Origin of the sequence: Bartonella sp. CL435QHHD, from assembly GCF_042195095.1 — a bacterium.
Lineage (GTDB): Bacteria > Pseudomonadota > Alphaproteobacteria > Rhizobiales > Rhizobiaceae > Bartonella.
This window is the reverse complement of record NZ_JBHINS010000069.1, coordinates 1-17825: the sequence shown is the minus strand read 5'-3', so window position 1 is coordinate 17825 and position 17825 is coordinate 1. Positions and strand designations below refer to the sequence as shown.

The window sequence follows — 17825 nt, the reverse complement described above, 5'->3', positions numbered from 1 at the left end:
TGTAAAGTAAAAACTCTTACTTATGGAAAGATCTTGTCATGTAACCTAAGATTCTTTCCATAAGAGAATAAGCTTTATTATTTATTTTCTAGCGCACCGCTCCATAGATAATTTATTATTTTTTTGAATAACAGCTCCGAATAACGTAAATTTACCTCATCATAAAGCTTCTCATATTAAATCGATTAAAGTCATCTTCTTGCCAGTCACAAACGAGATCGGTGTATGGCTAAAAACTATTCAAGAAAAAAATAAAATACTTCTTATATCTTCTTTCTCGTAGCAAAAACTGGCGCAATATTGACAGCTGAGAAAGAATGATAATGATAATGCTCAACAGTTTTATATTTTTTCACAAAGGCGTTAATAGTATACTATTCGCGTATATTATATCATTTATGAGCCTATCATGGAATGGATGTAGTATACGTTAAGCAATCTCTCTTAAGTACATGAATATGCAACAACAAGTATATTCTGTTTAAAGTGTTCTGTTTGGCATGAAAAGCATGCTCCTATTAGAGAATACGATTAACAAAAGTGTGAGGGGCAAAGCACTATCTCCATGGTTTAAAAGATATTACTTTAGATGCCTTTGAAAGCATAAATTGGATTAACGGCAAAGATGGAAATTTTCTTTGGATGCCTTCATATTCTTTCTAAATAAGACTGTATTCCGGATTCATAAATAAATAAAACAGATATAACTCTTGCCCCAATCTGGCATACAAAAGCTAGAACTTCTTATAAAATTCTTAATCATCTCAATATTTACCTCAAATACACGGTTGCATTAGATCTGGATTTTGTTTGACAAGTTATAGAATAAGAAAAAGCTTTATTTAGAATAAGAATGTTGTACAATTGTCAATAAATTGGCTATGGATTGAGAGATATTCCGGATTTTTATTAATCTCTTTGCAAAACAACAACAATAATATGGCTAGCTTTATACTTACTTACTCTTACAAGAGCTCATATAAATTCCTTGTGTCATATTGATAGAAATCAAGTTGACGGTGATTTTTTGGATAATTCTTAGCTCGAGAATAGAACATACGCACTATAAAAATCCTTTTACGAAGCTCCAGCAATTGAAGCTTAATAGAGCCTTAAAGACTTGGATAAATAGTTTTGTCATAAAAATATTGCCTCCATCTTCCAAAACTATAAAAAAACATGTAAAAGGTTTTTTAATAGTCAGGCAAAGAATGTAAAGACTTTGCCTCAAATGAAATTTCATTAAACGAAAAGAAGAAAATTTATGCAATTGCGTAACATTGCCATCATTGCCCACGTTGACCATGGGAAAACAACGCTTGTAGACGGACTTCTCAAGCAATCAGGAAACTTCCGTGATAATCAGCGTACAAGCGAACGTATGATGGATTCAAACGATATTGAGAAAGAACGCGGAATTACAATCCTAGCGAAAGTGACATCTGTTGTTTGGAAAGATACTCGAATTAATATTGTTGATACACCAGGACACGCCGACTTTGGTGGAGAAGTTGAACGCATTCTAAATATGGTTGATGGAGCCATTGTACTTGTTGATGCTGCTGAAGGACCAATGCCACAAACAAAATTTGTCGTTGGCAAAGCATTGAAAGTAGGATTGCGCCCTATTGTTGCTATTAATAAAATTGACCGACCGGATGCACGCGTTGATGAAGTCATTAATGAGGTTTTTGACCTTTTCGCTGCTCTTGATGCAACCGATGAACAGCTTGATTTTCCTATTCTTTATGGATCTGGACGCGATGGATGGATGGCTGAAGCCCCTGAAGGACCAAAAGATCATGGATTAGGTCCTTTATTTGATCTTGTGACGCAGCATGTCCCTTCTCCTAGTGTAGCAGAAGGACCGTTTCGCATGATTGGAACTATTCTTGAAGCGGATCCGTTTTTGGGACGAATTATTACAGGGCGGATTCATTCTGGCTGTCTAAAACCCAATCAAAATGTCAAAGTTCTTGGACAAGATGGAAAACTTTTAGAAACTGGGCGTATTTCAAAAATTTTAGCGTTTCGTGGCTTAGAACGGCAACCTATTGAAGAAGGAAGTGCTGGTGATATTGTTGCGATTGCAGGTCTACAAAAAGGTACCGTAGCTGATACTTTCTGTGATCCTACTGTCAATGAACCCCTTACTGCCCAACCAATTGATCCTCCTACTGTTACTATGAGTTTTCTCGTCAACGATAGTCCCCTTGCTGGAACTGAAGGCGATAAAGTAACAAGCCGTGTCATTCGTGACCGATTGTTAAAAGAAGCAGAAGGCAATGTCGCTCTTAAAATTGAAGAATCAGCCGATAAAGATTCTTTCTACGTTTCAGGACGAGGAGAATTACAGCTTGCAGTTCTCATTGAAAATATGCGCCGTGAAGGATTTGAACTTAGTGTTTCACGCCCACGTGTTGTTATGCAAAAAGATGAAAATGGAATAACTCTTGAGCCAATCGAAGAAGTTGTTATCGATGTTGATGAAGAATATTCCGGTACTGTTGTACAAAAAATGTCTGAACGTAAAGGCGAAATGGTGGAATTACGTCCTTCTGGAGGTAATCGTGTCCGCCTTGTCTTTTATGCACCAACCCGAGGACTCATTGGTTATCAATCTGAACTTTTAACGGACACACGTGGTACAGCAATTATGAATCGCCTTTTCCATGCTTATGAACCTTATAAAGGAGACATTGCTGGTCGTGTTAATGGTGTTATGATTTCAAATGACAACGGTGAATCTGTCGCTTATGCTCTTTTTAATCTTGAAGATCGTGGTCCTATGATCATCGATGCGGGTGTGAAAGTCTATCAAGGTATGATTATTGGCATCCACTCACGAGATAATGACTTAGAAGTCAATGTCTTAAAAGGGAAAAAACTCACCAATATGCGCGCTTCTGGAAAAGATGAGGCCGTAAAGTTAACGCCTCCCATTAAAATGACATTAGAACGTGCCTTATCGTGGATACAAGATGATGAACTTGTGGAGGTAACCCCTAAAAATATTCGTCTCCGCAAACTCTATCTTGATCCTAATGAACGTAAACGTTTTGAAAAAACACGTGCATCAATTTCAAGTTAATTTCATAATCTCTTTGGTAAAATATTTAATTGTATTGAGCCTCACTATATTCCAGAAAGGATGTCTCTATGAATATTAAGGAAATACCCGTAGGCAAAAATCCACCAGAAGATATTAACGTTATTGTGGAAGTCTCCCTTGGTGGGCAACCAATAAAATATGAGATGGATAAAAAGTCTGGTGCATTATTTGTTGACCGTTTTCTTCATACATCAATGGTTTATCCTGGAAATTACGGTTTTGTCCCTCATACGCTTTCAGATGATGGTGATCCTATTGATGTCCTTATCTGTAATACCCGTCCACTTATGCCTGGTTGTGTTATCAATGTTCGCCCCATCGGAGCTCTAATGATGGAAGATGATGGTGGTAAAGATGAAAAAATTATTGCCATTCCCACTACAAAATTAACAAAACGCTATATCAATATTCATGACTATACAGATCTACCCGAGATTACACTCAAACAAATTGAACATTTCTTCAAGCATTACAAAGATCTGGAACCTGGAAAATGGGCTAAAATTGAAGGATGGCGTGATAAAAACTTTGCGCATGAATTAATTAAGCAAGCTGTTGAGCGCAATAAAAAAATATAACGATTTTAATAAAATAAAGCCTATTTAAAAATAGGCTTTATTCTTTATTTTTTCTACGAGATGCAATCTCTAAAGGATTGCCATATCTGCTTTAGCTCTTCTAAATGTGTTGAAAAGTAAAGTTGTTTGTAGCGAGATATTGCACCGTTTTTCAGAGAAATAGAAGAAGATGGTATTCTCCATTGCTTGGCAAGAAATTTAATGAGAGCTTTATTCGCTTTTCCATCTTCAGGAACAGCACGAAGGCGTATAACCAGATATTGTTTCTCACCATCCCTACATTCAATCCCTATTATTTTGTCAACGGACGATTTGGGAATGAGATATACAAACAAAATCAAGTTATTTTTATCAACTTGATAAAACATGTATTCGCCTCAAGTAATATTTCTATACATACATGTTTGCGTAAACGCGCCACATAAAAGTACGAATAAAATATATAATAATGAACACTACAATAGGTGAAATATCAATCGTTCCCAAATTTGGTAAAATTTTCCGGATACGGCTTAGAACGGGATTTGTAAGACGATCTAGAAAGCTTCCTATCAAAACAACAAAGCGATTGCGTGAATTTATGATATTAAAGACATAAAGCCAAGAAAAAATGACACTAGCGATTAAAATATCAATATAAATCTCAAAAATCAAATCAATCGTTCGAAGCAATGCATAAATCATGCGTCATCCCTTTCAATCAAGGAAACAGAAGAGCGTATAGAAAACCTTCATTAAAGCAGGTCTGTGTATCAAAAAATGGTTTTATATTTCCAATACTCTTTTTTCTTGAATAAAAACCAGACATCTAAATTCTTCATCTCTCTATTTAATGACGATGCAGTTAGAAAACAAATATCAAAATTAAAAATAGCACATACAATAGAAGAAACGGCAAAAAATCTGAATATCCCTTATAGGATTAATCTTAAATCTCATCGTCTTAATTATTAATATATAAAAAACAAACAAACTAAAAACGGCCTTTTAAAGGCCGCTTTTAGTTTTAAAATTATTTCTGCAAAGCAGTCAAACGATTAAGAGCACTGCTAAAACCATCTAGCTGAACAAATAAATCATTCAAAGCTGGTTCACCTGCAGCAGCAATTGTCATCGCCAACTTTAACTGTTTTCCAGAACGTAAAGCTGCTACGTGATTTTTGTCAAAAACGACAGGAACCACACAACCTGCTGGTACACAAGTCCGGATACCGGTTTCGATAACAGCTTTTCCCTCATCAACTTGTAAACGAACAGGCTTAGAAACCAAAATGCCAAAAGGAACTGTTAAATTACCAGATACAACACCCTCAGCATCGAGAGTAAGGCCCATAGCCACAACAACACGCCCCTGCTCATTCACTTCTTGACGGTGCATAAAACAAATTCTTTTCCCTTCTTGTATACCACAGTTAATAGTCCACAAACCGTAGGTTTCAGTCAAAGAAGAAGCTCCATTTGGCAATGTCGCTGCCGCATCTTTTGATGCAGGAGGTTTTGAACTTGTTGCAAATGCAACAGATGAAATACTCAAGAGAGTAAAAACTATAAGTAAATTAAATAACTTTTTCATTTTATATTCCTGTTCTTTACATAAAAGAGAAACATGTTTATTATTTATTATAATATAAAGCATCTTAATAAAAAAAGCTTTCTCGTAATCATATAGCTTTTATAATGGTCTAAGGCTACCTCGAAATTCGCTGACAACTTTCGTATAAACGTGCTTTTTAAAAGAAACAGCAATCAACGGAAGGGTTTCTAGATCAATCCATTTCCATTGATCGAATTCCGCTTTATTGCCATCTGGTGGCGGATTAATCGCAATTTCAGAAAGCTTTCCTGTAAACTGGAAAGCAAACCATTTTTGTATTTGCCCACGATATTTATTTGTTAATGTGCACCCAATAAGTTCTTGTGGAAAATCATAATGGAACCAATTTTGTGCTTCTTTAATCAACTTCACAGATCGAATACCCGTTTCTTCATAAAGTTCACGATATGCTGCATCTAATGGTTTTTCATCTTCATCAATCCCTCCTTGAGGAAGCTGCCAACGATGAGATATTTCAATATCTGCATGAATGGGCATCATTAAACGACGCCCAACCCACACTTTACCGTCATGATTAAAGATAACAATCCCAACACATTTGCGATATGGAAGAACCTTCAAATTAATACCTGCATCCATTTAATATTCCTCAAAATCGCAAGCTATAGATATCAATTCTCACTTTAACACATCCTTATTGGGATCTGGTGGAAATGCTGCATTTGCCATTTCACCTCGTAACAATTTATAAGCCTCATTCAACTGGATATCATCTTTAGGGTCTTTGGGAACAAAAGCAGCTGAACCAGATCCTTTATTACTCTCTCGTTTTCCTTTGATATGTCCTTTTAATGCAGACTCACCAACTTTTACATCATAACCCTTATATTTTTCAGGGAGTGGTTGCTCTACAATAATATCAGGCGTGATCCCTGTTCCTTGAATAGAAGTGCCAGATGGCGTGTAATAAAGTGCTGTTGTTAAGCGTAAAGCCCCATTTTCACCCAAAGGAATAATTGTTTGAACAGATCCTTTACCAAAAGACTGCGTCCCTAAAATTGTTGCACGACGATGATCTTGTAATGCACCCGCAACAATTTCAGAAGCACTTGCCGAACCACCATTAATAAGGACAATGAGCGGTTTTCCATTGATGACATCACCTGGCTTCGCATCAAATCTTGTCACATCACTCTTTTTGCGCCCACGAGTCGACACAATTTCACCTTTATTGAGAAAAGCACTCGAAACATTAACAGCTTGATCTAAAAGCCCACCCGGATTAAGCCGCAAATCAAGGACGTAACCTTTTAGCTTATCTTCAGGAATTTTAGATTGGATATCTTTAATTGCCGCCAGAAGATTATTCAATGTCTGCTCAGAAAACTGGATAACTCTTAAATATCCAATATCACCCTCAACCCGATATTTCACCGCTTTTACTTTGATAATATCACGAACAATCTTCACTTCAAATGGCTTATCAACACCAGAACGAATAATTGTTAAGGTAATTGGTGTTCCAGGAGCACCTCGCATCTTATTAACAGCTTCATTCAATGTTTGACCATTCGTTTGTACATCATCAATTTTTGAAATAAGGTCTCCTGCTAGAATACCTGCTTTTGAAGCGGGAGTATCATCCATTGGTGAAACAACTTTAATTAAGTTTTTTTCCATAGTGACCTCAATACCAAGACCTCCGAACTCTCCTTTCGTAGAATCCCGCATATCCTTGGCTTCTTCAGCATTCAAATAAGATGAATGAGGGTCCAGTGATGTGAGCATGCCATTGATAGCATTTTCAATAAGCTTTTTATCATCTGGAACTGTAACGTATTGCATACGCACACGCTCAAAAACATCGCCAAATATAGCTAGCTTTTTATATGCATTATCTTCATTATTCGCAGCAACAGACTGCACCATAATCATTGAACAGGCGCCGAGCAATACCCCAGCGACCAAAAGAATAACTTTACGAATCATTTTGGCTCCTTCTTATTTTTTCAGTCTGCCACCAAGGAGTTGGATTTACAGGTTTTCCCTGCTTTCTAAACTCAATGTAAAGCATTGGAGAAGTTTTTCCTATATCCAATGCAACACTGTTTGAAATAAATTGCATCTCCATTATACCCAGAGGCTCACCTGAAAGAACAAATTGCCCCTGTTTTACATTAATTCTCGACATTCCAGTAAGAATGATATGATAACCATTTCCAACATTGAGAATGATTAACTGTCCATAAGAACGAAATGGCCCTGCAAAAGCAACAAAAGCATCCACAGGTGATATAACAACAGCTCCTGCCTCTGTTTCTATCGTTTCACCAAAGCGCGTAATCTGCAAACTTTTGTTAGAGTGATGTATTCTTTTTCCTGAAACAGGAAAAAGTAAAGAACCTTTTCGGCTTTCAAAATTGGACTGTTCTAACAATTGCAAACTTTTCCGTACCTGTACTGATGCATCAGAGTTAAGTTTTGACTGACGATCGAGCTCTAAAATCAATTCTTCCAAAGACTGCGCTTTTTTAGCAAGAGCAATATTTTTTTGTTGCTGTTCTGTAAGTTCTTTTTCTGATTTTTTTTGTAGTTTGTTTTTTTGGTCTAATAAAAGCTCTAGACGTTTTCGCTGCTCTGCTTGATTTTGCAGTTTTGTCTTTAATGCCTTATATTCCGTAGTAATGGAATTACTCAAATTGGTCAACTCCTTGAGTTTTTCTGTTAAATCTCGTGTTTTCTCCTGCATCTGAGGAATAACAGTACCTAATAAAACAGAACTACGTATAGAAGCCAACGCGTCCTCTGGCTGTATCATAAGAGCAGGAGGCGGATTCAATCCCATACGCTCCAAAATTGCAAGAACTTCCGCAAATTCAGCACGACGATTTTTTAAACTTTGATAGACTTGTACCCGCTTTTCTATCATTTTTTTAAGCTTTTCTTCCCTTTTAGCAATATCATCTGCTACTATACGTTCTTCTTTAGCCGCTTTTATGAGTGCATCACTCAAAACACGTTGATCTTTTTTTAAATGCTCAACTTGATGCATAAGAAAAGCAACACGCTCACGCGAAAGTGAAATATTTTGGCGAATTTCTCCCAATTCTTTATGTACTTCCGTACTCCTCATTGTATCTTCCGCACGCGATACAGAAAAGCAAAAAAACATACTCAAGAGCAGAATGACAAATATGACGCACTCCTCATATAAATATAGCATCTTTCTATGAAGAAGCTTTTTCATTTGCAAAAACCATGACACCTCATCGTATACATTAGAGATGCTTTAAATGGTGTCAGCTAAAACAATATTAATAAACATATAAATAAGTGCTAAAAATTGCACAAAAATATTAAAAACGATGATACGGATGATTATTTTCAATTGTTACAGCGCGGTAAAGTTGTTCTGTAAGAAGAATACGTGCAATTTGATGTGGCCACGTCATCAAACCAAAAGATAAAAGAAAATCAGCACGCTTCTTTATTTGTTCATTATGCCCATCAGGTCCTCCCAAAGCAATGACGACATCTCGAATGCCCTCATCACGATAACACCTCAATTTTTCAGAAAAAGAAATTGACGAAATCGATTCTCCACGCTCATCTAACACAATTAATCGACATTTTTCAGGTAAAAATTCAATAAGTTTTCTGCCCTCTTCCTCCATACGTTGACAAACTGTTTGAGCACGACTTTCTGGTATCTCTTGTAACTTTTTTAAATGAAAGCCTACATCTCCAGAAATTTTAGAAAAACGATCCAAATAATGCTGAACTAATTTTTGCTCCGCCCCACTTTTCATACGACCAACCGCAAAAATAGAAATTTGCATTTTAATGATCTCCGAAGAGAAGCAAAGCCGTATCGTTTAAATCCGGTGTCATCCATATTTTTTCTAAATTATAAAAAAGACGAATTTCTGGACGAAAAAGATGAGTGATAATATCACCTGTATCAATCAATACCCAGTCACCTCCAGCAAGCCCTTCTACACGCGCAAGCCCCTGCCCACTATCTTTCCAAGTATGTAATAAATGATCAGCAACAGACGATACATGACGCTGCGAATTTGCTGAAGCTATGACCATATAATCAGCCAAAGATGACTTCCCTCGAATATCAATAGCAACAATATCTTCTGCTTTTGTATCTTCTAAACTCTTGAGAATAACTTCAAGACTCTCACTAACAGAAAAAACTTTTTTTTCTTTTGAAGGCATAATATCGTAAGAGTGTTTGTGTGCAACGTTTTTCAGATCAATATCCTTTCTTATCGTTGTGGAATCTAAAAAAGAGACTTCTCTAAAGAGAAGCAGAATCTTATGAAATGTTCAAGAAAAATCATTCTTCTTCAAACGAAGGTTTGTTGAAGATTGAAAAGATAAAGGTCCATGCAAATAAGTCCAAACTGGTGGCTTGATAAAAGGTAATCGCTTACTTTCTCTCTCATCCAAACGAAAACGGCGATAAATATGTGCCATAGGAGAAGAAAGTGCTGACCGATTGCCTAAAGGACGATCAATAATCGCAATAGGAAGCATAGAGACGATATCATGCCATCGATACCATTGATGTATCGTCGCAAAACTATCTGCCCCCATAATCCATACAAAATTTACGCCACTGTAATGGGTAAGAATATGAAAAATCGTATCTACTGATACTTTGCTCCCTATAGCCTGTTCAAAACCTGTTAAGCGAATTTTTGGATGGTCAATAAGTTTAAAACTTAATTGCATTCTCTCCTCTAAAGAGGGCAACTGTGTACAATCCTTTAAAGGATTTCCTGGAGTGATCATCCACCATAACTGATCAAGATGCAAACGCCGAATGGCAATTTTTGCAACAAGAAGATGCCCCGCATGCGGTGGATTAAAGGAACCACCAAAAAGACCCACAACATTAGATCTTTCAACATGTGGCATACAATTTTTCCATGGAAAAAATGGTGTTCTCAAGCTCTAACCTGACCATTTCCTTTAACGTGATATTGAAATGATGTTAGCTGTCCAACACCTATGGGACCACGTGCATGCATTTTTCCTGTTGCGATACCAATTTCCATTCCAAAACCAAATTCACCTCCATCAGCAAATTGTGTAGATGCATTGTGTAATAAAATAGCTGAATCTAAATGATTAAAAAAATTCTTCACCACTTCCAAATCCTCAGCAATAATCGATTCCGTATGTCCTGATGAATAACGCTTGATATGAGAAATGGCTCCCTCAACACCCTCAACCGTTTTAACAGAAAGAATAGCATCAAGATATTCATGCGACCAATCTTCTTCAGAAGCTAATTTGACATCTGGCATAAGAAAAACAATATCTTCTGTGGCACGAATTTCACACCCCTTTTCCTGTAAAGCAGTTAAAACAGGAAGAAATTTTTTTAATGCTTGGCCGTCAATGAGAACTGTCTCAACAGCACCGCATATCCCTGTCCGCCGCAGCTTTGCATTTAAAACAATATTGCGTGCCATATCTAAATCTGCCGATTTATCAATATAAATATGACAAAGTCCCTCCAAATGAGCAAAAATTGGAACACGTGCATCAGACTGAACGCGGGCAACAAGGCTCTTTCCACCACGTGGTACGATCACATCAATCGCTCCATCCAATCCTTTGAGCATTTCCCCAACGGCAGCACGATCTGTCGTTCCAACCATTTGGATAGCATCTTTGGGTAAACCAGAGCGCTCTAAACCTTGTACCAAAGCTAAATGAAGAGCATGAGAAGAATGAAAGCTATCCGAACCACCGCGCAAAATCGCAGCATTACCTGCTTTTAAGCACAAAGAACTCGCATCAACTGTAACATTGGGACGACTTTCATAAATAATGCCAATCACACCAAGAGGTGTTCGTACACGACTTATATGAAGCCCATTTGGACGCGTCCATTCATCCATCACTTGTCCAACAGGATCAGATAAACGAGCAACTTGGCGAACACTGTCTATCATTGCACGTAAACGCAAATCATCTAATTTTAGCCGATCAATCATTGCAGCTTTCAAATTATTCTGAGCAGCATTCTCTAAATCTTGACAATTCGCCCGTAAAATTTCATCTGACTGAGCCTCTAGACTTAAAGCGATCATTTCTAATGCATTGTTCTTTTGCTCAGAAGAAGCAACAGCTAACGCTGCAGCGGCATAGCGTGCTTTTTGTCCCATATCTTTCATTTGTTCTTCTAAAGTCATCGTAACATCCACTCTGCCAAAACAATAAAAACAAAAGTAACTTTTTTAAACAGTATTGGTCAAGCAACGTACAATCATATCATTACGATGCACCATAGCAGAGCGCGCCTCATACCCAAGAATAGCTTCGATTTCTTCACTTTTATGTCCTATAATGCGTACAGCCTCATCTTTGTCATAGCTTACAAGTCCACGCGCAATCTCAACTCCATCTGTACCAACAATTGCAACCGTATCCCCACGCTGGAAATTTCCCTCAACGCCAATAACCCCTGCAGCTAATAATGATTTTCCTGATTCAAGAGCCCTAATGGCTCCTTGATCAATCGTCAAAACACCAGATGGATCTAAATGACCAGAAATCCATGTTTTCCAAGCATTGACAGATTTCTTACTTGCCGCAAAAAAACTCTTGCGTTCACCTTTGTCAATTGCAGCAAGAGGATTCATACGCTTGCCTGAGGTGATAATCATCGCCGTTCCAGCAGCATTAGCTATTTTTCCGGCTTCAAGCTTAGTCTTCATTCCTCCCCGTGAAAACTCTGAAGCAGCAACATCTGCCATTTTTTCGATATCATGCGTAATGGATGCAACAAAAGGTATAAATTCAGCCGTAGGATCACTATGGGGAGACTTTGTATAAAGACCATCAATATCGGATAAAAGTATTAAAAGATCTGCCCTCACCATTGTTGCCACACGTGCAGCTAAACGATCATTATCACCATAACGAATTTCAGTTGTTGCAACAGTATCATTCTCATTAATAACAGGCACAGCTCCCAAATATAAAAGCGTCTCAATCGTTGCACGTGCATTGAGATAACGCCTTCGCTCCTCCGTATCAAATAAAGTGAGCAAAATTTGGCCTGTTTTGAGCCCATGTTGAGCAAGCGCATCACCATAGGTTTTTGCTAACTCAATTTGCCCCAAAGCAGCACATGCCTGGCTTTCTTCCAATTTCAAAGCCCCCTTAGGAAGCTGTAGCAATGTCCTTCCTAAAGCAATAGCACCTGAAGACACCAATAATATCTCTACGCCTCCTTTGTGTAATTCAACAACATCATTGATCAAGCTTTTAAGCCATTCAACCCGTAAACCTGCCTGAGGATCAACCAAAAGGGCAGATCCAATCTTGACCACAATACGTTTATAGTGTGTAAGTTTTTGCGATCCAACAGCCATCTCAATCAACCTTGCTATCCCCACTGATCTCCTCTTTGCGTGACATTTCAATAATATGTGCACCAGCACGCAGCACATTTTCTAAACCTTCGCGGCTAACCGCAGAAAACATCATAACTGGTTGATCCGCTGCTCTTTGCAAAGCTTCCCGTTTAGCTTCACGCTCTTCAATTGTCAGAGTATCTATCTGGCTTAAAGCAACAATTTCAGTTTTATCACTTAGATTATTTCCATATGCCTCAAGTTCATGACGCACAATTTGATATGCTTTTGCTACATCTTCTTCTTGAGAAGAAATTAGATGAAGCAGTACGCGACAACGTTCCACATGTCCTAAAAAACGATCTCCAATTCCCACACCTTCATGCGCTCCTTCAATTAATCCTGGAATATCAGCCAAAACAAATTCACGACCATCAATACGTACAACACCAAGATGAGGATGTAGAGTGGTAAAAGGATAATCTGCAACTTTTGGTTTTGCAGCCGTTACAGAAGCTAAAAAAGTTGATTTTCCAGCATTTGGTAAACCAACAAGCCCCGCATCAGCAATTAACTTCAAACGAAGCCATATTGCACGCTCTTCTCCAGCCAAACCTGGATTTGCACGACGCGGTGCCCGATTTGTCGATGTTGTAAAGTGAAGATTGCCAAAACCGCCATTCCCTCCTTTTGCAAGGCGATAGCGCTGTCCCACTTCCGTTAAATCACATATTAACGTTGTATTATCTTCTTCAAAAATTTGCGTCCCAACCGGAACTTTAAGGATGACATCATTACCCTTCTCACCCGTCATATTACGCCCCTTGCCATGCCCCCCTGTTTTTGCTTTAAAATGCTGTTGGTAGCGATAATCAATCAGCGTGTTAAGCCCATCAACAACAAGAGCCCAAACATCACCACCCCGTCCTCCATTCCCCCCATCAGGTCCCCCAAATTCTATGAATTTTTCACGACGAAATGATACTGCTCCAGAACCTCCATTACCAGAACGAATATAAACTTTAGCTTGATCAAGAAATTTCATTGGAAACACTCACTGAGGAATCAATCTCTTTACCTCTATAGGCAATACATTAGTTTTACCAGTTTTTCATCATTGATAACAGAAAAACTGTCACTATCGCCGATAACTCTTTGAGAAAAAAATCATCACATCTAAATAGGTTAAGTAAAGTTAAGTCTTCTTAAAAGAAGGCGCTATTCTTGAATGTTTGTTTTTCCCTTAAATTCAAGTGCTAGAAGATAAAGCTCTACTGATTCTGATCGGCTTGCGGGTGGTTTAACATGATAGACTTTTTTAAAATGCTGTTTTAGTATCGTAAGAAGAGTGTTTTCTGCTCCTCCTTGAAAAGCCTTTGCTAAAAAATGTCCCCCAGGCTTAAGAACCGAAAGAGCAAAATCAGCCGCAACTTCACATAAATAAATCGTTCTTAAATGATCCGTCTGACGATGACCTGTTGTTGGCGCTGCCATATCAGAAAGAACCACATCCGGTTTTGTCCCTAAAGTTTCAATTAATTTCTGCGGTGCATCTGTATGCAAAAAATCCATTTCCAACATGGCAACTCTAGGTAATGGATCAACATGTAAATAATCAATACCAACAACGCTAGGATCCTCATCACTTGACCCTACTATACGCTCAACCACCTGACACCAGCCCCCAGGTGCTGCTCCTAGATCAATAACCTTTTGACCTTTTTTCAAAAACCTATAGCGCTCATTAATTTCAATGAGTTTATAAGCCGCACGCGAACGATACCCATCTACTTTTGATTGATGGACATAAGGATCATTCAGATGCCTCTCTAACCATCGTCGTGATGAAGCTTTAATGGTTCCTGCTTTCTTTTTTACGCGCTGATATAATTCATGTGACCCTGAACCTCCATAGCCACCTCTCGGTGTTTTTGTTGTTTTTTTCATCGTTATTCATTGTCTCCATATTTAATTCTCTAACGCTTGAAATCTCTGCTCTTTCTACGACGACACCATACCCCATCGCGTAACATTAACTCTATCAAAATTCCTTCCCTTAATCCACGATCAGCAACTCTTAAACGCTGACTTGGCCAAACTTCCCGAATAACATCTAAAATTGCACAACCAGCTAAAACTAAATCTGCTCTCTCGCGCCCAATAAAAGGACTTATGACACGTTTTTCTATATCCCATGATAATAGACGTTGTGTCATAAGTGTAATGTCTGCATCCTTCATCCAAATGCCATCCACTTTTTTCCTATCATAACGCTCTAAATTAAGATACATTCCTGCTAAAGTCGTAACTGTACCGGAGGTTCCCAAAAGATGAAACTTCGAACCTTGTGCTAACTCTCCTAATTTATGACGATCTGAAAAATTATTTAATAACCCTCGCACATAGCTTTTCATTTTTTCAAAATCGTCTAAGCTAATATCATTCCCTCCAAAACGTTCAGCAAGCGTAACAACACCAACAGGAAGAGAAGTCCAAGCGATAATTTGTCTAGCTAAACGAAAAGAACGCTTTTGAGAAACATCAAGTAGCACAATTTCTGATGACCCTCCTCCAATATCAAAAAGCACAATTGCGTCAGTATTTGGTTCAACAAGTGTACTACACCCTGTAACAGCAAAACGCGCTTCTGTTCGCCGATCAACAATTTCCAATTCAAGTCCTGTCTCCTCCAAAACACGCTGAATAAAATGTCTACCATTTTCTGCAGAACGACAAGCTTCCGTTGCAATCAAGCGATAACGCTTAATATGCCTTTGTTTTAGCTTTAAATGACAAATCTTTAATGCCTCAATCGCACGATCCATAGCTTGTGTATTAAGAAAACCGTTATTTATTAAACCTTCTCCCAATCGTACAATACGAGAAAAAGCATCAACAACACGAAAATATCCAGGTTTACTGGGAGATGCGATAAGAAGACGACAATTATTTGTTCCGAGATCAAGTGCCGCATAAAGAGGTGGAGATTTTACTGGATGGAACCGTCGAAGAAAAGGTGCTTTGAGTTTTTTTGTTTTTTGAGCACCTATCATTATCTGATTATGAAACTCAAAAGCTGCCTCAGATTGAACAAAAACCTGTTTCTGTTCATAATGTTTTTTTCTCTGTTGTCTCTTTATATCAACAAGGACAGAGTATGCCTCTGTTCGTGACAATGCAGAAAGATTATTTGTATTACTACTGCACTGATCATACAACTGATCTGCTTTGGTATCGTATATTTCTCCTCGCTTTAACTCTTTTGAACCATAATTTAACGGGGTCATGTCCCTTATCCCTTGAGCGTTCCCCCAATAAATAAACGCGAAAACTCTTCTGCTCATTCCTAAATAAAGCAATAATGCAGCATCAAATGATATATACAAGAAATCATTCTTTCTTTTTCTATCATTAAAATTTTCTACACTAACATCATTCAGATTTTTGTATAATCTTTCGGTTGTTTCCGTGAAATCATGCATCTCTTTATGAACTTAAAACTATAAATTAATCGTTTACGTTCACATCAATTTTTATAAATTATGCTCTTTTCTTGATACCATTTACACGGAGCACACATCTATTGTAACAAACCTACACTATCATACTATTTGCTGACTTTTAAGGTTACAACAACCTATACATTAGTACGGTTTATAAGAAAAAAAATTTTTCGTTATCCACACACAAACCACGTTTGTTATATGCAATGAAATGGCTTTGATTATGCTGGAATAAAAGTTCCGTAGTACTACAAAATGCAATTACAATAGCTGTTATTTCGTGAATACCAATAAAAACTATCGTTCAAAAAAACTCTAGAATTATAAAATTTATCTGAAAAATATTAATGCTTAATCAGACCGCATTAAAAATCCATTTGAAGCTTAAAAAAAGAATTTAGTCTACTCATTATTGTAAGGAAGAAATCGAGTATTTCTAATCTTTTTTACTTTTAATAACTAACGAAATCACTCTTTAAGCATTATAGGAAACACTAACTTGATTTTCTATTACATATAAAGAACTTACTGTGACTTTATATTCATAAAACTCTCACTCTTTCCAATAAATCACCTCGATATCATATTATATAAAACTTCTTACTTATCTGACCTTATAATTTACACTCAAAAATATAATACAACAATTTATGGAAAAATGACTCTTGTTAAAAATACTCGATGGATTCTAAGGACGGAAAGAATTAAGTGCCGCATTTAACCCTTTAAATGGTACAGTAAAAGAAAATACCTTACCTTCTTTAGTTTTATAGGAAATACGTACCTTATTGTTCTGCTCTATTTGTTTAGTCAAAACCGGCCCTACAGGTGATTGTGCCAAACAAACCGTTTCATTACATTGCGTATAATTAATAAGAACAGGTTTTTTAACATCTTTTACAAACATTTGAATCGGAACATTTATATCAGAATTTGGCAATGTTCGAAAAAGCATCACTGCTTGACCACTTGTCGTAGAAACAAGAGACCAACTAAAAATGGTATTTCCTTCTTGATCATGAACCGTCTGTGTCACATTACATATACCTTGCTTATGTTTAAGCTTTTGTTTTTCGTCACAAATCAAAGTCCAATCATAAAATTGCATAATAATTCGACGTGTTTCGCCAGGTTCTCCCTTAGGTATCGATAAGTGCGGTGGATGCACTGTATAAATATTATTATTCTCGTTGGCAAAGCTTTCGCTCTTGCCTATTAAGGCAAGAGCAAACAGCAGAACCTTTACTAACATACTTCTCGTTTTTACAATAACAGCCATTTTTTCTATTATCATCTCAACCTCAGAGTAATTCCAGCGCCTATTCCCCAATGACCTCCAGCACTTGTCACAGATACATTCGAGCGAATATTTCCATCTTCAGATGTATAACCAGCACCAAGAGCAAGTGCAGATTGACTGCGCCATAAACCACTCCCAAATGAAACACTTAAAGATCCTGGTATATCATAGTAACGTAAGTTGGACACCGCTAGACCAATAGCAGCAGCTTGTCTTGCTTCTTTCCGAACATCCTGAATAGCATAATTCAACGTCTCAAATTTCATATCCGTATAGGATTTCGACTCGTTAACACCATCATTGACAAGACCACTAACTTTCTCATCCGTATACTTATTGGCATCTTCAAGAACTATCTTCATCTGCTCTTCAGTATAATCATGCAACTGACC

At 37.4% G+C, this 17825-nt stretch carries 18 protein-coding genes; 2 read left to right on the top strand and 16 right to left on the bottom strand.

The genetic code is table 11. The features are described from left to right. The first annotated feature begins 1264 nt into the window (after nt 1-1264). Both typA and ppa read left to right on the top strand, forming a co-directional pair. Nucleotides 1265-3091 (top strand): translational GTPase TypA, encoded by a 1827-nt coding sequence (gene typA, locus ACFILH_RS05225; protein ID WP_273790628.1) that lies wholly within the window; start codon nt 1265-1267, stop codon nt 3089-3091. A 68-nt stretch (nt 3092-3159) separates the two neighbouring features. After that, entirely contained in the window at nt 3160-3690 is a 531-nt protein-coding gene (gene ppa / locus ACFILH_RS05220) for an inorganic diphosphatase (RefSeq protein WP_273790629.1), read from the top strand. A 53-nt stretch (nt 3691-3743) separates the two neighbouring features. Here the strand turns inward: ppa and ACFILH_RS05215 are convergent, their stop codons facing one another. The 16 genes from ACFILH_RS05215 to ACFILH_RS05140 all read right to left on the bottom strand — a co-directional run. Then, nucleotides 3744-4058, bottom strand: a complete 315-nt coding sequence (locus ACFILH_RS05215) for a DUF167 domain-containing protein (RefSeq protein ID WP_273790630.1) — start codon at nt 4056-4058, stop codon at nt 3744-3746. Between the two features lie 22 nt (nt 4059-4080). Next, a complete protein-coding gene (locus tag ACFILH_RS05210; RefSeq protein WP_273790631.1) occupies nt 4081-4374 on the bottom strand; it encodes a YggT family protein in 294 nt (97 codons plus the stop codon). A gap of 328 nt (nt 4375-4702) precedes the next feature. Further along, nucleotides 4703-5263 carry an invasion associated locus B family protein gene (locus tag ACFILH_RS05205; RefSeq protein WP_273790632.1) on the bottom strand — a complete coding sequence of 187 codons (561 nt, stop codon included), beginning with the start codon at nt 5261-5263 and terminating at the stop codon, nt 4703-4705. A gap of 99 nt (nt 5264-5362) precedes the next feature. Beyond that, entirely contained in the window at nt 5363-5884 is a 522-nt protein-coding gene (locus ACFILH_RS05200; protein WP_273790633.1) for an RNA pyrophosphohydrolase, read from the bottom strand. A gap of 39 nt (nt 5885-5923) precedes the next feature. Beyond that, nucleotides 5924-7234 (bottom strand): S41 family peptidase, encoded by a 1311-nt coding sequence (locus ACFILH_RS05195; protein WP_273790634.1) that lies wholly within the window; start codon nt 7232-7234, stop codon nt 5924-5926. Further along, nucleotides 7224-8468, bottom strand: a complete 1245-nt coding sequence (locus ACFILH_RS05190; protein ID WP_375667488.1) for a murein hydrolase activator EnvC family protein — start codon at nt 8466-8468, stop codon at nt 7224-7226. Before ACFILH_RS05190 ends, ACFILH_RS05195 begins: the two co-directional genes overlap by 11 nt. A 133-nt stretch (nt 8469-8601) precedes the next feature. Continuing rightward, nucleotides 8602-9084, bottom strand: a complete 483-nt coding sequence (gene rlmH, locus ACFILH_RS05185; protein WP_273790635.1) for a 23S rRNA (pseudouridine(1915)-N(3))-methyltransferase RlmH — start codon at nt 9082-9084, stop codon at nt 8602-8604. 1 nt (nt 9085) lies between these two features. Continuing rightward, nucleotides 9086-9472 carry a ribosome silencing factor gene (rsfS, locus tag ACFILH_RS05180; protein ID WP_273790636.1) on the bottom strand — a complete coding sequence of 129 codons (387 nt, stop codon included), beginning with the start codon at nt 9470-9472 and terminating at the stop codon, nt 9086-9088. A 111-nt stretch (nt 9473-9583) separates the two neighbouring features. Beyond that, nucleotides 9584-10177: a nicotinate-nucleotide adenylyltransferase gene (locus ACFILH_RS05175; protein ID WP_273790637.1), complete on the bottom strand. Its 594-nt coding sequence runs from the start codon at nt 10175-10177 to the stop codon at nt 9584-9586. A gap of 29 nt (nt 10178-10206) precedes the next feature. Beyond that, the gene (locus ACFILH_RS05170; protein WP_375631101.1) at nt 10207-11463 is read right to left on the bottom strand and encodes a glutamate-5-semialdehyde dehydrogenase; all 1257 of its coding nucleotides are present in this window, start codon (nt 11461-11463) and stop codon (nt 10207-10209) included. 45 nt (nt 11464-11508) lie between these two features. After that, on the bottom strand, nt 11509-12648 hold the full coding sequence (gene proB / locus ACFILH_RS05165; protein WP_375631102.1) for a glutamate 5-kinase: 1140 nt from the start codon (nt 12646-12648) through the stop codon (nt 11509-11511). A gap of 1 nt (nt 12649) precedes the next feature. Continuing rightward, a complete protein-coding gene (gene obgE, locus ACFILH_RS05160; protein ID WP_273790640.1) occupies nt 12650-13675 on the bottom strand; it encodes a GTPase ObgE in 1026 nt (341 codons plus the stop codon). 173 nt (nt 13676-13848) lie between these two features. Then, a complete protein-coding gene (locus tag ACFILH_RS05155) occupies nt 13849-14577 on the bottom strand; it encodes an RlmE family RNA methyltransferase (RefSeq protein WP_375667471.1) in 729 nt (242 codons plus the stop codon). A gap of 29 nt (nt 14578-14606) precedes the next feature. Continuing rightward, on the bottom strand, nt 14607-15917 hold the full coding sequence (locus tag ACFILH_RS05150) for a Ppx/GppA phosphatase family protein (protein ID WP_375643371.1): 1311 nt from the start codon (nt 15915-15917) through the stop codon (nt 14607-14609). A 904-nt stretch (nt 15918-16821) separates the two neighbouring features. Further along, on the bottom strand, nt 16822-17427 hold the full coding sequence (locus ACFILH_RS05145; RefSeq protein WP_273790643.1) for an invasion associated locus B family protein: 606 nt from the start codon (nt 17425-17427) through the stop codon (nt 16822-16824). Beyond that, nucleotides 17424-17825 (bottom strand): YadA-like family protein (locus ACFILH_RS05140; protein ID WP_375667470.1); only part of this gene is annotated, 402 nt, incomplete at its 5' end. The genes ACFILH_RS05140 and ACFILH_RS05145, both read right to left, overlap by 4 nt.

Bases quoted from the DNA above. Each gene is read 5' to 3' on its own strand.
- typA (WP_273790628.1), top strand. From the start codon at position 1,265: ATGCAATTGCGTAACATTGCCATCATTGCCCACGTTGACCATGGGAAA.
- ppa (WP_273790629.1), top strand. From the start codon at position 3,160: ATGAATATTAAGGAAATACCCGTAGGCAAAAATCCACCAGAAGATATT.
- ACFILH_RS05215 (WP_273790630.1), bottom strand. From the start codon at position 4,058: ATGTTTTATCAAGTTGATAAAAATAACTTGATTTTGTTTGTATATCTC.
- ACFILH_RS05210 (WP_273790631.1), bottom strand. From the start codon at position 4,374: ATGATTTATGCATTGCTTCGAACGATTGATTTGATTTTTGAGATTTAT.
- ACFILH_RS05205 (WP_273790632.1), bottom strand. From the start codon at position 5,263: ATGAAAAAGTTATTTAATTTACTTATAGTTTTTACTCTCTTGAGTATT.
- ACFILH_RS05200 (WP_273790633.1), bottom strand. From the start codon at position 5,884: ATGGATGCAGGTATTAATTTGAAGGTTCTTCCATATCGCAAATGTGTT.
- ACFILH_RS05195 (WP_273790634.1), bottom strand. From the start codon at position 7,234: ATGATTCGTAAAGTTATTCTTTTGGTCGCTGGGGTATTGCTCGGCGCC.
- ACFILH_RS05190 (WP_375667488.1), bottom strand. From the start codon at position 8,468: ATGCTATATTTATATGAGGAGTGCGTCATATTTGTCATTCTGCTCTTG.
- rlmH (WP_273790635.1), bottom strand. From the start codon at position 9,084: ATGCAAATTTCTATTTTTGCGGTTGGTCGTATGAAAAGTGGGGCGGAG.
- rsfS (WP_273790636.1), bottom strand. From the start codon at position 9,472: ATGCCTTCAAAAGAAAAAAAAGTTTTTTCTGTTAGTGAGAGTCTTGAA.
- ACFILH_RS05175 (WP_273790637.1), bottom strand. From the start codon at position 10,177: ATGCCACATGTTGAAAGATCTAATGTTGTGGGTCTTTTTGGTGGTTCC.
- ACFILH_RS05170 (WP_375631101.1), bottom strand. From the start codon at position 11,463: ATGACTTTAGAAGAACAAATGAAAGATATGGGACAAAAAGCACGCTAT.
- proB (WP_375631102.1), bottom strand. From the start codon at position 12,648: ATGGCTGTTGGATCGCAAAAACTTACACACTATAAACGTATTGTGGTC.
- obgE (WP_273790640.1), bottom strand. From the start codon at position 13,675: ATGAAATTTCTTGATCAAGCTAAAGTTTATATTCGTTCTGGTAATGGA.
- ACFILH_RS05155 (WP_375667471.1), bottom strand. From the start codon at position 14,577: ATGAAAAAAACAACAAAAACACCGAGAGGTGGCTATGGAGGTTCAGGG.
- ACFILH_RS05150 (WP_375643371.1), bottom strand. From the start codon at position 15,917: ATGACCCCGTTAAATTATGGTTCAAAAGAGTTAAAGCGAGGAGAAATA.
- ACFILH_RS05145 (WP_273790643.1), bottom strand. From the start codon at position 17,427: ATGATAATAGAAAAAATGGCTGTTATTGTAAAAACGAGAAGTATGTTA.